Below are 15,209 nucleotides of genomic sequence, written 5' to 3'. Positions count from 1 at the left end.
GCGTGTTCCCGACTGTGTGTGTTTGTGTTTTGTTTATTGATTGAACTTGTCGAGAACGTTTTGAGACATTCGATTTAAAACGTGGTGTAGCGTCACGGTGAATAAGGATTTAATCAAATCTGTATTTTGAATTACTACGCCTATACACAAACTGCGCTCCGCCGCGCAGGCAGGCAGCCGCCTCCGGCCCCGCTGGCGGATGGCAAATAGCTTGTAGATAGGCCGTCAGCCGGTCGGGCGGACCCTCCGCCGCACCCGGCTCAGGGTTCGCGGTGGCCGCCCACCGAGACATTGAGATCGTTCAGCAGGCCGTCTTCCAAGGAATAGACCAGGCCGTGCACCCACAGGTCTTGGCCCCGGGTCCAGGCGTCCTTGACAAAGAGATCGCTGGCCACGTTCTGCACCTGGCGGATGACATTCAGCTCGCACAGGCGGTCGAGGCGCTCGGTCTGACTGCCCAGTTCGTCCAGCTCGCAGCGGTGCGCCTCGTGGACTTCCCGAATGGGGTGCAGCCAGTGATCCACCAGACCTCGCCGCCCGCCGTCCACAGCCGCGGCCACGCCGCCGCAGCCATAGTGACCCACCACCATGATGTGCTTCACCTTCAGCACTTCGACAGCGAACTGCAGGACCGACAGGTAGTTGGCGTCCTGCGGGGGAGCCAGGTTGGCCACGTTGCGGTGCACGAACAACTCACCCGGATCGAGATCGACGATCTCGCTGGCAGGCACCCGGCTGTCGGAGCAGCCGATCCAGAGATAGTCGGGCGCCTGCTGGCCCATGAGCCGCTTGAAGAAGCCGGGATCGGCCGCGACCTTGCGCGCGGCCCAAGCCTTGTTGTTCGCCTTCAGGTGATCGAGCATGGCCGCGCCATACCCCCGTCAGCCCGTCGCCGCAACCCCGTCTCAAGCCTCTCTGGGCCCGGGCCAGACGTCGCGCGCGCCCTTCGCGGCCACCGACATGCCCACACCCTGGCTGGATCGGACCGGCAAGGTTGAGGGGTCGAAGCCGTCCAGGCAGAAGACGTTGACCTCATACATGTCCGGCGCCGCGCGCTTGCGGTGAAACACATAGATCCCGCAGGTGCGGCAGAAGTGATGCCGCGCCCGGTGAGTGTTCCAGACATAGACGCCCAGGTGATCCCCGCCCGACAGCACGGTCAGGGCGTCCTCATGCACCCGCACCATCCGCGCGTTCTTCTTCACGCACAGCGAGCAGTCGCAGGCGGTGAGGTGATCGATCTCCGCCTCGATGGCGAAGGTCACCGCGCCACAGTGGCAGGAGCCGAGATGACGGGTCATGCGGACCTCCGGTCGCGCCCCCCGGACGGGAGGCGCTTAGGGAGACCCTCTAGGCCAGGCCGACCAGGGCGGCAAACACCATGACGGTGCCGGCCAGGCCGACGGTCCAGGCCAGGGGACGCACCATCGGCGCCCCGAAGATGTAGAGCACCGCGTGGGCCACGCGGGAGTAGAAGAACAGTTGGGCGCCCAGGACCGTGATCTCGCTGGAGACGCCGGCCACCGCCGCCACCAGCACCAGCGGCGCGAACATGGTCAGGCCCTCGCGGTGATTGTCCACCACCCGCTTCATCCGGGCGTGGAAGCCGCTCGGTGGCGGCAGGTCATCGCGCGAATTGGCCAGGGGAACCGCGCCCTGGGCCCGGATGCCCGCCAGGGCCTGGAGAAAGACCAGTACGAAAAGCAGGCCGACCGAATAGGTCAGCATGGTCAGTTCAACGCTCATGATGTCCGCCCCAGAATGCGCTTCCTGTCGAAGCTTCACCTTGAGAGCTTCCGCTTGAGCGCCGGAGGCGTCAACCTGCGGGCTTGCGGCGCGCCCATCGCGCCTCGCCGCGCACGGCGTGACGCCCTGGCCGAGCACCTCAGGATATCTATCTGAAGGTCGCCGCGCCGCCGCTCATCAGTGGGCCCGTCCGCAAGCCATGCTAGGCTGAACCGGGGACCGAGCCAGGCATTGTCCTGAGGTCGCAGATTAGGGAGACGTCCATGCGTTCGGTATTGTTGGCTGCGACCGTGGCGGCGTTCGGCGTGACCGCCTGCGGCCAGGGCGCTTCCGATCCCTTCGCCGGGTTCGGGCCCAAGCCGGAGCTGCCCACCCCCACAACCAGCGCTCTGCCGACGGTGAAGGTCGCCAAGTTCGTCGGCTGGCCCAAGGACGCCGCGCCCACGGCCCCGCCCGGATTTGTGGTCACCCGCTTCGCCGACGGCCTGGATCACCCCCGCTGGCTGCTGGTCCTGCCCAATGGCGACGTCCTGGCCGCCGAGTCCTCGTCGGAGCCCAAGCCGCCCAAGACCTTCAAGGACTGGGTCGCCCAGCTGGTCCAGAAGCGGGCGGGGGCTCTGCAGGAAAGCCCCAACAAGATCATGCTGCTGCGCGACTCCGACGCGGACGGGGTGGCCGACACCAAGGCGATCTTCGCCCAGGGGCTGAAGCGGCCCTTCGGCATGGCCCTGGTAGGGGACACCCTCTACGTGGCCAACGACGACTCCATCGTCGCCTTCGCCTATTCCGACGGCCAGACCAAGGTGCAAGGCGCCGGGACCAAGGTGTTCGACCTGCCCGGCGGCCCGATCAATCACCACTGGACCAAGAACATCATCGCCAGCCCGGACGGGCAGAAGCTCTACGCCACCGTCGGCTCCAACTCGAACGTCGGCGAGAACGGCATGGCCGCCGAATCCGGCCGCGCCCAGATCGTTGAATTCACCCTGCCCGAGGGGCCAAGCCGCCCCTATGCCACCGGCCTGCGCAATCCCAACGGCATGGACTGGGAGCCTGTGACCGGCAAGCTGTGGACCGCGGTCAACGAGCGCGACGAACTCGGCGACGACCTCGTCCCCGACTACATGACCAGCGTCACCCAGGGCGCCTTCTACGGCTGGCCCTACAGCTATTTCGGCCAGACCGTCGACACCCGGGTCAGCCCGCCGCGGCCGGACCTGGTGGCCAAGGCCCTGGTCCCCGACTACGCCCTCGGGCCCCACACCGCGTCCCTCGGCCTGGCCTTCTACCGGGCCGAGGCCTTCCCTACAGGGTACAAGGGCGGTGTGTTCATCGGCCAGCACGGCTCCTGGAACCGCAGGCCGCTGAACGGCTATCGCGTGGTCTTCATTCCCTTCGCCAAGGGCAAGCCCGCGGGTCCGCCTCAGGCCTTTCTCACCGGCTTCCTGAACGCCAAGGGTGAAGCCCAGGGCCGACCGGCCGGGGTGGCGATCGACAACGCCGGCGCCCTGCTGGTGGCTGATGACAGTGGCGACACGGTGTGGCGGGTGGCCAACGCCAATCCCCCGCCGGCCCCTGTCCCAGCCGCGCCCAAGCCCTAGAGCATGATCGCTTGAGACGGAACCGCGCAGCGGTCCCGGCTCAGGCGTGAATCATGCTCTCGCTTATATCTGGAGCCTGATCCACCGCATCGGCGGAATCGCGAAGCGATTCCACCTCAACGGATCAGGCTCTAGAAGCTCTTGCGAATCCGCAGGTTCCAGACCCGGCCCCAGCGCAGATCACGCACGTCGGTATAGAGCAGGGCGCTGCGGTCGCGCGGTCCCGCATAGACCTCACGCGTCCGCTGGGCGCTGCGCTCGGTCAGGTTCATCAGCTCCAGCCGGACGCTCAGGTCGGCCCTGGGCTTGTACTCGCCGTACAGGGTCACCCAGGGGTCCAGCTTGCGGGTCTCGATCTCCGAAAGGCGATAGGCCCGGTCGCGCCAGCCATAGGCGTCGTTGGCGTTGGAGCCGCCCTTGTTGACGTCGATCCCCCAGTTGGACTTCCAGCGCGGCAGGTCCTGGCTGAAGTGCAGGTCCCACTCCATGTGGCGCAGGCCGGAAATCTGACGCGCCTGCAAGGTCAGCGGATCGATGACCTCCGAGCGGCGCCATACGGCCTGGGCCTTCAGCTGCGCGGCCGGAATGCGGAAACGGTCCAGCGGCAGGCTGAGACTGGCCTGCACCTCGTCCTTGGTCCCCTCGCCGATATTGCCGGGCGCGTCGGCGACGCTGCCGCCAGGACCGAAGACCGGCGCGCGGTCGATGACGTCAGTCAGCTCGTAGTGGCGCACGGTCAGGATCGCCGCGCCGTTGTTCCAGAACCGCTGCTCAATGGCGGCCTCCACCACCCAGGCCTGTTGCGGCGACAGGTCGGGGTTGCCGGCGATGACCGTGCCGGTGTTGGCGACCGAGGACGGGGCCACGAAGTCGTCGAAGTTGAGCTGCCCGACCTCCCGCTCGACCCGCAGGCGCACCTGGGTGCCTGGCGTCGCCGACCAGGTCGCCGACACCCGCGGCTTGCTGAACTGCAGCTGCTTCTCCAGCAGCACGTCGCCCTCCGACGAGATGGTCGAGCGTTCCTGGCGCCAGCCGGCCTCGACGGTCAGGGCCTCGGTCGGCCGCCAGGTCGCAGTGGCGAACACCTCGGCCCGCTTCTCGGTCACCAGCACGCTGGCCGCCGGCAGTCGCACCTTCACCGCGTTCTGGAACAGGGTCGTGGTGTTATCGAGCTTGTTGTAGGCCCCCTCCCCGCCGAGTTCCCAGGTCAGGGTGGGCGACTGCGCGAACCGTACGTGTCCGCGCCCGACGCTCTCGGTGGTCTTGCGGTCGCCCTCGAACTGGCGAACCAGGTTGGCGCCCTCGAACCGCGACTTGGTGTTGTTGTTGTTCCATTGCTGGAAGGCGACCGCCTCCAGGTCCAGGCGCGGCGTCAGCTGTCGGTTGAAGCGGCCGCCAACCTCGGCCTGCAGGCGGTCCGCGGTATCGTACTGGTATTCCTTGCCGCCCGGGAAGCGGATGCGGTCGGTGATCTCCGACGAATAGGGGGTCATCATATAGACCGCGTTCAGCCGCAGCTTGCCGCCGGCCAGCGGGGTCTCAAAGGCGCCCGTGGTCCACTGCTTCAGGCCCTTCCCGTCGGCGTCCACGTCCGAGAGGATCAGGGTCGAGCCGTTGGCCGCGGTGCGGACACGTTGGCCGTCGCCCAGCTGGTCATCGGGCCCGTAGCCCAGGATGATCGAGGCCTCGGCGGCTCGCCCGCCGGCCCAGCGCCATTGCCCCTCCGCGCGGAAGCTGCCCAGAACCCGGCCGTCATAGACCGCGTAGGCGCCCGTCGTGGTGGCGCCGCGGAACCCGGCTGTGGACTTGCGCACCACGTTCACCATCACGGTCCGGCCCTGCATGTCGACGCCCGGCGCGCCGCCGCGGATCAGATCGACATGGGCCACGGCGCCCGCCGGGATACGCCTGAGGATTTCGTCCAGGGCGTCGTTCTTGGCCACCGCCGGCTCGCCGTCGATCAGCACGTTGCCGCCCGACCCCGCCAGGCCGCGCACCACGGTCCCCTTGTCGAAGGAGAAGCCGGGCACTCGGATGACCATGTCATAGGCCGTCGACGGCGAGGCTTCGGCGAAGAAGCTGGGGGGATAGGCGATGATGCCGGTCTCGGAGGTGGCCGCCACAGCTGGCGTCATCACCTCAGCCGGCTCGCCTGCGGCCAGAGCGGCGGCGGCCGCGGCGATCATCAGCATACCCATCACGCGCGCCCTCCCCAGGAACAGAGACGGTTCTGGCTTACTTCATAAGCTCTCGCCACCGTCCTCATCTCGATGGGACGATTCGCCCCGCAGCGCGGCCTTGGCGTAACAGGATCTGCGATTCAGACCCGCCCGGTGACCGGGATCAGGGCGCCCGTGACGGCGCTGGCGGCCGGCGAGGCCAGGAACAGGATCACGGCGGCCAGTTCGTCGGCCCGCACCCAACGGGTGAAATCGGCGTCGGGCATGTCGGCGCGGTTGGTGGGCGTGTCGATGATCGAGGGCAGGACGGCGTTGACCGTGACCTCTCCCTTCAGCTCCTCCGCCAGGCTCTCAGTCAGGCGGTGGACCCCAGCCTTGGAGGCGGCGTAGGCGCCCATGCCGGCGGCGGACTTCACCGCGCCGTTGGCGCCCACATTGACGATGCGGCCGGCCGAACTGGCCCGCAGATGCGGGATGGCCGCGCGGCTCGCATTGGCCGTTGTCCGCACGTTCATGGCGTAGAGCCTGTCCCAGACCGCGGGGTCCCCGTCGGCATGGGTCTGCCAGGCGAAGCCGCCGGCGACATTGATCAGGGCGTCCAGACCGCCGAACCGCGCGGCGGCCTCGTCGATGGCGGACCTGGCTCCGTCAGGGTCAGTGAGATCGACGCCGGAGAGCGCCAGGGCGTCGGGCCCGCAAGCCGCGACCAGGCCCTCGGGGGCGCTCTTGGCGAAGTCGATGAGCGCGACCCTGGCCCCCGGCCCGGCGGCGGCGCGGGCGACGGCGGACCCCAGGATTCCGAACGCGCCGGTGACGGCGACAATGCGTGGCTGGCTCAAGTCGGTCCCCAATTCAGCGAGGCTTCCTTCTCCCGCACGGGGCGAAGGAAGCCAAGCCGATAGAGGTTCTAGAGGCGTTCGACGATGGTCACGTTGGCCATGCCGCCGCCTTCGCACATGGTCTGCAGGCCGTACTTGCCGCCCTTGGCTTCCAGGGTGTTCAGCAGGGTCGTCATCAGCTTGGTGCCCGAGGCGCCCAGCGGGTGGCCCAGCGCGATGGCGCCGCCGTTGACGTTCAGCTTTTCGCGATCGACGCCCAGGGTCTTCATGTAGGCGACGGGCACGGAGGCGAAGGCCTCATTGACCTCATAGAAGTCGATGTCGGAGGCCTTCATGCCGGTCCGCTTGAAGGCGCGTTCGGTGGCGGGGATCGGAGCTTCCAGCATGATCACCGGGTCATGACCCAGCAGGGTCATGTGATGGATGCGGGCCAGCGGCTTGACGCCCAGCTCCTTCAGGCCCTTTTCCGAGACGATCATCACGCCCGAGGCGCCGTCGCAGATCTGGCTGGAGGAGGCTGCGGTGATCCGGCCGCCCTCGCGCAGCAGCTTCACGGCCTTGATGCCGTCCAGGCTGGCGTCGAAGCGGATGCCCTCGTCGATGTTGTGGACGCTCTTGTTGCCCTCGGCGTCGGTGATCTCGATGGCGCAGACCTCGTTCTTGAACGCCCCGGCCTGGGTCGCGGCGATGGCGCGCTGGTGCGAGGAGTAGCTGAACTCGTCCAGCTCATCCTTGGTCAGGCCGTACTTCTCGGCGATCATCTCGGCGCCGACGAACTGCGAGAACTGGATATTCGGGTACTGCTCCTGGATGCCCGGGCTCATATAGGTGCCAAAGCCGTTCTGAGCCGGCAGCGCGGCCGAGAGGCCCATGGGCACGCGGGTCATGCTCTCGACGCCCGAGGCGATGACGATGTCCATGGTGCCGCTCATCACGGCCTGGGCCGCGAACTGGAGAGCCTGCTGCGACGAGCCGCACTGGCGGTCGACGCTGGTGCCGGGCACGCTCTCGGGCATGCGCGAGGCCAGCACGGCGTTGCGCGCCACGTTCACCGACTGCTCGCCCACCTGCATGACGCAGCCCATGATGACGTCTTCCACCAGGGCCGGATCGGCGCCGGTGCGGTCGAGCAGGTCATTGAGGACGCTCGCGGCCAGATCGACTGGATGCCAGTCCTTCAGTTTGCCGCCCTTGCGGCCGCCGGCCGTGCGTGAGGCCGCGACGATATAGGCTTCGCCCATGGTTCCGCTCCCTTTGGAAATGCGCGTCTCGCGCGTCGAGAGGCACTCTAGGCGGGCGCCGTGAGGTAAGCCAACGGGGCCCGGCGCGGCTCCATCTGACGCGCGCCGTGTGCTGTTGTTCAGCCTGCCTGGAAGCCTGCGACTACACCGGCAACAGGCTGCCGAGCCGCTCGCCGTCCAGCTTGAAGCTGGTGGGCAGCACTCGCGGGTTCGGCTTCTGCAGCTTCAGCGCCTTGGCGCCGCGCGCCACCGCCAACTTGCCCAGCGCGCCGGGGGTGAACCCCTCTTGGATGCGCGGCCGCCGCGCTCCCAGCCGGCGACGCAGGACGCCGTTGGCGTAGATCACATTGGCCCGCATCAGGGCCTGGGGGGTCATGAATTCAATGGAGAGCGAGACGTTCAGCATCGGACCGTTCTCGATCCGGTGCGGCGCGTTTTGGGCCCAGGTGACCATCTTGCCGGGCGTCAGGTCGTGAACCTCCGCCCCCGCGTCCCAGGCCGGATTGAAGGCGAACTGCTCGGCGGTCTCGCGCAGCACGATCTTCTCCAGCGCCTCGTCGCCCACATAGGGGTCGGCCACCGGATAGACCCAGACCCGCTTGCGCCCGCGCAGCTGCCACAGCGACACCAGGGGCACGTCCAGATGGTAGAAGACCTGGGCGTTGGCCGAGGAGATCAGCATTCCCAGATCCCGCTTGAAGGCGCGCAGGCCCGGCACGTGGGCCGCCTTCTCGGCGAAGATCTCGTCGCCCAGGGCGGCGTACTCCGGCAGGTGCAGGTTGGTCTCCCGCAGGTTCAGCCAGATGCGGCCCGACTGCGCGGCCTCCAGCAGCTTGGACCCCGACAGGGCGCCGGCCGAGCCCCGTCGCCAGGTGGTCCAGGCCACGGGATCCTCGCCCATGGTGAAGACCCCCAGCTTCTCGCGCGGATAGCGGTCCAGCAGTTGCTCCAGGCCCTCGTCGTTGAACATCGGCCGCTCATGGAGGCCGTGCTCGAAGGCCAGGTTCGACCTGGTGAAGGCGGCGCCCTTTTCGGGGGTCCAGTCGGTGATGATGCTCATGTCGGAGCCCTCAGGCCGTAGAAGTGAATCTTGAAGGGACCCCACCACAGGGTCTTGCCCAGGCCGCGGGCCGCGCGGTCCAGGGTGAAGGCGAAGCGCGGGCTGCGGACCAGCCATTGCAGGCCCGCCATCAGGCCGTAGACGCCGGCCTGGGCCACGCCGATCGCCATCCAGCGCGCCACGCCCAGGCGGTCGGGCGGGCTGCTGATGGCGCAGTGGGCCGAAGGTCCCTGCCCGTAGGCGAAGGCGCGCGCGATCGTGTAGTCCAGGGTCAGGCGGCTGGGCACGGGGTCTTCCCAGACCCAGGCGTCGGGCGCCCAGGCGAACCGCGCGCCCTTGGCCTGCATGCCGCCGAACAGCAAATCGTCCTCGCCCCCGATATGGTTGCGAATGGCCGAGAAGGGCGCCTTGGGGTCGGGCAGGCTGGCGCGGCGGATCAGGCTGTCGCCGCAGCCATAGTAATGGTCGATCACGCCCTCGCGCGGCCCGTCGCCCACCCGGGAGAAGAACCACTCCAGATAGGCGCGATGCTTGCCGACGCCGGCGGGCGCGCGGCCACGCACGGGTCCGAACACCACGTCGGCGTCGTACTTCGCCTGGGCAGCCAGCAGCGCGGCCAGCCATCCGGCGGGGGCCTCCTCGTCGTCGTCCAGGAAAGCGATGAAGGCGCCCTGGGCCTTTTCCATGGCGGCGTTGCGGGCGTTGGCCACTCCGGGTTCGGGCTCGTGCACATAGACCACCGGGAACGGCGCTTCCGCCGCCAGGGTCTGGATCAGCGCCTGAGCCGAGGGAACCTGGTCGTTGTCCACCACCACCAGCTCCAGGACCGCCGGATCGACGCCGGCCTGGGCGAAGGTGGAGCGCGCAGCCGTGGCCAGTCCGTCCAGACGCCGCTGGGTGGGAATGATCAGGCTGACGCGCGGGGCGGGCATGGGGTCAGACGGCCTCCAGGTCGGCCGGCTGGCGCCGCACGCGGGCGCCGATCGCCTGGGCCAGGCCCCGGGCGCGGCCGGTGAACGAGAGCTCGCTGCTGGCGATGATGTCCAACCGGCGGCGCAGCCGGCCCACGGGCCCTTGGCCGTGGGCGCCGGCCAGGCTCCAGGCCTGCTCCGACACCTGGGCCGCGCGGCCGCCGAGGTTGGCGGCGGTGGCGACCCCCTCCCCGATCATCCGGGTGGTCAGCGCATAGGGCCGCTTGTAGTGCTCGTGGCCGGGACCGAGGTCATAGGTGGTCAGGCCCATCTGCGGCATGGCCGCGATGGCCCGGCCCAGGAACACCTGCCCCGGCGACCAGGCGGCCAGCTCCGGATCGGTGGAGGCGATCCAGGGGTGATAGACCCCGCCCTGGCGGACGCCGAAGTGCCCCGCCACCAGCCGGTCTCTGGCATAGAGGTTGACCATCAGCCCCTGGAAATCGCCCGCCTGGCGCTCGAACAGCGACTGCAGCAAGCCCTGAGTCCAGTCGGCGTTGAGGAAGCCGTGGGCGCCGGTGCGGGCCAGTTGCTCGCGCTTCCAGCGCAGCAGGGTGTCGAAGGCGGCCTGGTCGCGGTCCGCGCCGCGGATCGACAGCTCGCCGACCTCGCGGTCCAGCTTGTGGTCCAGCCGGCGATAGTTCTTGAATCGCTTGGGGCTGGCCGCCCGCAGGGCCTCCAGATAGGCCTCGGCGGTGGTTTCCAGCTCGATCACAAAACTCTCGCGCTGCACGACGCCGCAGCCCGCGAAGGCGCGGTTTGGATCGGTCAGGCCGGTGAAGCGGTAGACCGACAGGCCAGCGACGGCCATCGCCTCGTCGGCGTCCAGGCCCTGCTCGGCCACCAGGCCATGATAGTCGGAAAGCGGCGCGCCGATCGGCCGGGCATAGCTGCCCGGACGCCGGTGATAGGCCAGGAACCCCGCCGTGCGGCCCGGCCAGCGCCAGACCGTGACCCGGGCGTCGGGACGAACCTTGCCCACCGCCAGGGCGAAGTCAGGCCCCATCAGCGGATTGGCGAACTCCGGCCGGCTGGCGCACAGCATGCGCCAGGTGGAGATGTCGGTCTCCGACAGGTCGTTCGGGTGAAAGGTCTCTGCGCTCAACATTGTCTCAAGCCCTAGCTTGTCCCGGTTAGGGAAAGGTGGACCTGCACGCTGCAATCTACATGCCCTGGCACGTGTGCCGTTTCGCGTCAGGGGCGACTGGACCGGGCCCGCCGACGGGCGCGGCGAAGCGCACGGCGCAGCCGCGCACAAGACATTGTAATTGCTTATTGTTTTTGAGGCTCAGCCTTACCGAAAGCTTAACCATCTCTAGCTGAAGGCGGCCTTCAAGATTTTCTCCAGCCAAGCGGCGTCGACGGCGTCGAACGCGGCCGGCTCGGTGGCGTCCACATCGAAGACGGCGATCAGGTTTCCGGCGGGGTCGAACACCGGAACCACCACCTCGCTGGCCGACCTTCCGTCGCAGGCGATATGGCCGGGGAAGGCGTGGACGTCGGGCACAAGCTGGGTCTGGCCGGTCGCCGCGGCGGTCCCGCAGACCCCGCGGCCATAGGCGATCCGCAGGCAGCCGAGCGTCCCCTGGTAGGGGCCGACCACAAGCTCACGGTCCCGGTCGGGATCGACGACATAGAAACCGGTCCAGAAGTAGTGCTCGAAGCTGGCGGCCAGCATGGCGGCGATGGTGGCCATCCGCGCGGTCCGGTTGGGCTCGCCCTCCAGCACAGAGGCGATCTCTTGCGCCACCGTCGCATAGCGGGCGGCCTTGTCCTCGGGCAGGGTCAGGTCGTTGAAAGCTTCGGCCATGGGAGCCGTATACAGGCTTCTAGCCCACCGCCACCAGACGCCGGGCGCTCTTGCGGGAGACGACGGCCTCCAGGTTCCGGGCGATCCGGTCGGCCTCGACGGGATCCATCTCCACCTGGCCCAGCAGGTTGCGGATGGCGTCGAAGTGGATCTCGATCACCGCCGGGTCGCACGCCTCGGGGCCTCCCATGGCGTCGACATAGGCCAGCATCGACTGAGAGGCGCGCTCGACCGTCCGGTCTCGCACCTGCCGGGCGCGGAAGGTGGTGTGCTGCATGACGCGGTAGATCATCTGCAGGGTGGCGCGATCCACGCCGCCGCGGGCGGTGATCAAGCGGCGCATGGCCTCCAGCTCGACGCTGATGGTTTCGCGGGCGATCTCGCGTTCGACCTCATCGGCGACCTCTTCGGGATCGCAGGTGCGGCGCAGGGGGCCGGAATAGTTCAGTTCCACCTTCCGGCGGCGGTCTGGGCCGACATAGGCCTCGCTGATGATGAAGGGCCTGGGCTTCTTCAGCACCAGCTGGATCCGCGACAGCAGGGCGGCCGGCGTGAAGGGCTTGATCACGAACTCATTGACCCCGGCCAGGCGGGCGATCTGGACGTCGCGCTCGCTGCGCTGGCCGGTGACCATCACCACCGGGACCTCGGGGTTGGGCACCATGGTGTCGGGATGGATGGCGGCGCGCCGGATCGAGCGGACCAGCTCCAGCCCGTCCATCACCGGCATGGACCAGTCGGTGAAGATGATGTGGGGGCAGCGATGGCGCAGCAGCTCGCGGGCGCGATGGCCGTCCGGGGCGGTATAGACCTCCCCCACCCCGCCGGCCCGCAGCACATCGGTGATCAGGCGCAGGGTGTTGGAATGATCGTCCACCACGAGGATCTTCAGGCCCGACAGGTCGTCAGGCTTCAGATTCGCACTAGGCAGCAGTCGTTGCGAACTCATCGGCCCCGAAAATCCCCAAACCCTGGCGAACATGATCGGCGAGCGTTGAGATCGGGTTTATGCCGACTAAGAATTGTCGGGTCGTCGACCCTGCTATCGGAGACCGTCGGCGGTCAGGCCGCCATAGTGCGGCCGCGCGCTGACCTCCAGCCGACAACCTCGCGCCCACAGGAATACATGCCCCTATATCCCGCCACCGCCGCCGACCTGCCCGCCATCGTCGATCTCGTGAACTCCGCCTATCGCGGCCAGACCTCGCGCCAGGGCTGGACCACCGAGGCCGACTATCTGGAGGGCCAGCGCACCGACCTCGCGACCCTCACGAGCGACCTCGCCGAGACCCCAGGCGCCGCCCTTTTCGTCTGGCGCGACGATCCTGACACGCCGCTGCTGGGAACCGTCTGGCTGGAGCCCGCCGAAACCGGCGTCATGTACCTCGGCATGCTCACCGTGCGCCCCGATCTCCAGGCGCGGCGCCTGGGCCGCACCCTGCTGCACGCCGCCGAGGCCGTGGCCGAGGCCAAGGGCGCACGCCGCATCCGCATGACCGTGGTCAATATCCGCGACACCCTGATCGCCTGGTACGCAAGGCGCGGCTACGACCCCACCGGGGAGACGCGGCCCTTTCCCTACGGCGACCGCCGCTTCGGCGATCCGCTGCGGGACGACCTGGCCTTCGTGGTCCTGGAGAAGGTCCTCTAGGCGATCTCGAAGGTCACGGTGGAGCGTCCGAAGTCCAGGGACACCACGGTGAACTCGGCCATCAAGTCCATGCCCAACACCAGGGCCGGCTTGTCGGCCAGGCCCCAGAGGCCGAACACCGACAGGTCGGCGAACACCACCGGCACATTGCCCATCTGCACGCCGCCCACGCGCAGGAACGGCAGGTAGAGCATGTCGCCGACAAAGGTCTCCCCGGTCACCGAGACCATGGTCACCTTCTCCAGCTTCCCCTCGATCCGAGGGTCGAGCATCTTGCGAAGGGTCGGATTGCCGATGGAGAGCTGGGCCCCGGAATCGATCATGCAGCTGATCGGCTTGGCGCCCATGTCGGCGTCGACGATGGTCAACTGGCCGATGCGCTTGCGGGCCGGCACCACCACGCGCTTCTGAGTGCTGACGTCGCGGCGAGAACTGGTGATGGCGACGTGCTTCTCCGCCATGTTGAGCACCAGGCGTTGGCCGCGCAGCCAGTCCACCGCCAGCAGGCCCTCGATATTGGTGCCCACGAAGGGCAGGACCGGCACCTTCACGCGGCGTTGCGCGCGGCTCCCCACCTGCAGGCGGTCCACCAGCACGCTCTGGCGGGTGCGCCGGCCGACGATGGTGTTGACCACCACCTTGCCCCCGTCCGGCAGGGCCAGCCGGGCGGCCAGGGTCGTGGAGATGCAGGAGCGGTTGGCCCCGGTGTCCACCATGAAGTCGAAGGGGCCCAGGCCATTGATCGTCACCGGCACGGTGATGCGGGCGAACGCGTCCTTGCCGCTGGCGACCTGGGTGGGCTCGAGCGTCGCCTGGTCGTCCGGCGTGATCGCCGGGGCCGCCGCGGGCGGGGTCTGGGCCTGCGCCAGACCTCCGCCCATCAGCAGGGCGCCGCCCAGCGCGGAGGCCGCACCGCGCCGCGTCAGCCCCTCATCCATCGCTAGGACAGGCCCTTGCTCGGGTTGATCAGGTACTTCTCGCCGGTGGCGCGGCGATTGTAGCCGGCCATGATCTCAGGGTTCAGGACCTCGGCCAGCGAGATCTCATGGGAATAGTGGCTGGCGAAGGTGGTCTTCAGCTCGTCCAGCACCCGCTGGCGCAGCTTGCCGGCCGCCTCGGCGCCGATCTTCATCAGGAACGGCGTCAGCAGCCAGCCGCCCAGGCCCCAGGACATGCCGAAGGACCGGTTCAGCTCGGTGGGCGAGGTGTTCAGGCCGCCATAGATGTAGACCTGCTTGTAGGTGGTCGACCCGTAGCGGCTGTAGGTCTTGGCCGTCATGTTGGCGGCGACTTCCATGCCGCTGAGGATCTGGCCGGCCAGCTTGCCGCCGCCGATGGCGTCGAAGGCCAGGGTCGCGCCGGTGGCGGCCAGCGCCTTGATCAGCTCTTCCATGAAGTCCGGCGCGGTGGAGTCCACCACGTACTTGGCGCCGATGTCGGTCAGGATCTTGGCCTGCTCGGGGCTGCGGACGATGTTCACCAGGTCGACGCCGTCCTTGATGCAGACCTTGTTCAGCATCTGGCCCAGGTTGGACGCCGCGGCGGTGTGCACCAGGGCCTTGTGGCCCTCCATCCTCATGGTCTCCACCATGCCCAGGGCGGTCAGCGGATTGACGAAGCAGGAGGCGCCGTCGGCGGCGGTGGCGCCGGCCGGCAGCACCAGAACGTCAGCGGCCTTCAGCAGGCGGTACTGGGCGTACATCGCCCCGCCCAGCATGGCGACGGTCTTGCCCAGCAGGTGTTGCGCATTGGCGCCGGCCTTGATCACCTCGCCCGCGCCTTCGTTGCCCACCGGCATGGATTCATCGGCCCGGCCGCCCATGGCGCGCATGAAATTTGGCTGAATGGGCGCGGTCGTCACCGGCCGGTCGGCCGGGCCCGACATCTTGGCCTGGGCGACATCGATGGGACCTAGCAGCAGGCCAAGGTCGGAAGGATTGATCGGCGAGGCCTGGACCCGGACCAGGATCTCGTCGGGGCCGGGATCGGGGTGCGAGACGGTCGCCAGGGACAGCTCCAGCTCGCCGCTCGACTTCACCAGGGAGCGCAGCTCCAGCCCTTGAGTTTCGTTGCTCATCCTAGGTTCCCATCCGTCATTTTCGCGTCGATC

15 protein-coding genes are annotated in these 15,209 nt (G+C 68.2%); 2 read left to right on the top strand and 13 right to left on the bottom strand.

Features of this window, described 5'->3' with window-relative positions; all coding sequences use genetic code 11:
* Positions 1-260: 260 nt before the first annotated feature.
* The 3 genes from OCL97_RS02845 to OCL97_RS02835 are packed head-to-tail and all read right to left on the bottom strand — an operon-like array spanning position 261 to position 1,746.
* On the bottom strand, positions 261-863 hold the full coding sequence (locus tag OCL97_RS02845; protein WP_377367422.1) for a carbonic anhydrase: 603 nt from the start codon (positions 861-863) through the stop codon (positions 261-263).
* Positions 864-905: 42 nt separating this feature from the next.
* A complete protein-coding gene (locus OCL97_RS02840) occupies positions 906-1,301 on the bottom strand; it encodes a GFA family protein (protein ID WP_305761760.1) in 396 nt (131 codons plus the stop codon).
* A 49-nt stretch (positions 1,302-1,350) separates the two neighbouring features.
* Positions 1,351-1,746, bottom strand: a complete 396-nt coding sequence (locus tag OCL97_RS02835; RefSeq protein WP_304775078.1) for an MAPEG family protein — start codon at positions 1,744-1,746, stop codon at positions 1,351-1,353.
* A 263-nt stretch (positions 1,747-2,009) separates the two neighbouring features.
* On the opposite strand from OCL97_RS02835, the gene OCL97_RS02830 reads away from it, so the two are divergent.
* Positions 2,010-3,347, top strand: coding sequence for a PQQ-dependent sugar dehydrogenase (locus OCL97_RS02830; protein ID WP_377367419.1), 1,338 nt, complete (start codon positions 2,010-2,012; stop codon positions 3,345-3,347).
* 131 nt (positions 3,348-3,478) lie between these two features.
* Here OCL97_RS02830 and OCL97_RS02825 read toward each other — a convergent pair whose 3' ends face one another.
* The 8 genes from OCL97_RS02825 to OCL97_RS02790 form a co-directional block, all read right to left on the bottom strand.
* Complete coding sequence (locus tag OCL97_RS02825) at positions 3,479-5,545, bottom strand: TonB-dependent receptor plug domain-containing protein (protein ID WP_377367417.1); 2,067 nt, start codon at positions 5,543-5,545, stop codon at positions 3,479-3,481.
* Positions 5,546-5,667: 122 nt separating this feature from the next.
* Entirely contained in the window at positions 5,668-6,366 is a 699-nt protein-coding gene (locus tag OCL97_RS02820; RefSeq protein WP_377367415.1) for an SDR family NAD(P)-dependent oxidoreductase, read from the bottom strand.
* 68 nt (positions 6,367-6,434) lie between these two features.
* Positions 6,435-7,607 carry an acetyl-CoA C-acetyltransferase gene (locus OCL97_RS02815; RefSeq protein WP_377367413.1) on the bottom strand — a complete coding sequence of 391 codons (1,173 nt, stop codon included), beginning with the start codon at positions 7,605-7,607 and terminating at the stop codon, positions 6,435-6,437.
* 142 nt (positions 7,608-7,749) lie between these two features.
* Entirely contained in the window at positions 7,750-8,667 is a 918-nt protein-coding gene (locus tag OCL97_RS02810) for a hypothetical protein (RefSeq protein WP_377367411.1), read from the bottom strand.
* The gene (locus OCL97_RS02805) at positions 8,664-9,599 is read right to left on the bottom strand and encodes a glycosyltransferase family 2 protein (protein ID WP_377367409.1); all 936 of its coding nucleotides are present in this window, start codon (positions 9,597-9,599) and stop codon (positions 8,664-8,666) included. Before OCL97_RS02805 ends, OCL97_RS02810 begins: the two co-directional genes overlap by 4 nt.
* Positions 9,600-9,603: 4 nt before the next feature.
* Positions 9,604-10,746, bottom strand: a complete 1,143-nt coding sequence (locus OCL97_RS02800; RefSeq protein ID WP_377367407.1) for a GNAT family N-acetyltransferase — start codon at positions 10,744-10,746, stop codon at positions 9,604-9,606.
* 207 nt (positions 10,747-10,953) lie between these two features.
* The gene (locus OCL97_RS02795) at positions 10,954-11,448 is read right to left on the bottom strand and encodes a GAF domain-containing protein (RefSeq protein ID WP_377367405.1); all 495 of its coding nucleotides are present in this window, start codon (positions 11,446-11,448) and stop codon (positions 10,954-10,956) included.
* Positions 11,449-11,467: 19 nt separating this feature from the next.
* On the bottom strand, positions 11,468-12,397 hold the full coding sequence (locus OCL97_RS02790) for a response regulator (RefSeq protein ID WP_377367403.1): 930 nt from the start codon (positions 12,395-12,397) through the stop codon (positions 11,468-11,470).
* 177 nt (positions 12,398-12,574) lie between these two features.
* On the opposite strand from OCL97_RS02790, the gene OCL97_RS02785 reads away from it, so the two are divergent.
* Positions 12,575-13,099 carry a GNAT family N-acetyltransferase gene (locus OCL97_RS02785; RefSeq protein WP_377367401.1) on the top strand — a complete coding sequence of 175 codons (525 nt, stop codon included), beginning with the start codon at positions 12,575-12,577 and terminating at the stop codon, positions 13,097-13,099.
* Here the strand turns inward: OCL97_RS02785 and OCL97_RS02780 are convergent.
* Positions 13,096-14,037 (bottom strand): retroviral-like aspartic protease family protein, encoded by a 942-nt coding sequence (locus OCL97_RS02780; RefSeq protein ID WP_377367399.1) that lies wholly within the window; start codon positions 14,035-14,037, stop codon positions 13,096-13,098. The genes OCL97_RS02785 and OCL97_RS02780 overlap by 4 nt on opposite strands.
* Positions 14,038-14,039: 2 nt before the next feature.
* A complete protein-coding gene (locus OCL97_RS02775; RefSeq protein WP_377367397.1) occupies positions 14,040-15,176 on the bottom strand; it encodes a zinc-binding dehydrogenase in 1,137 nt (378 codons plus the stop codon).
* Positions 15,177-15,209 lie beyond the last annotated feature (33 nt).

Source organism: Phenylobacterium ferrooxidans, from assembly GCF_042714595.1.
GTDB lineage: Bacteria > Pseudomonadota > Alphaproteobacteria > Caulobacterales > Caulobacteraceae > Phenylobacterium > Phenylobacterium ferrooxidans.
This window is presented reverse-complemented; position numbering and strand designations above follow the sequence as displayed.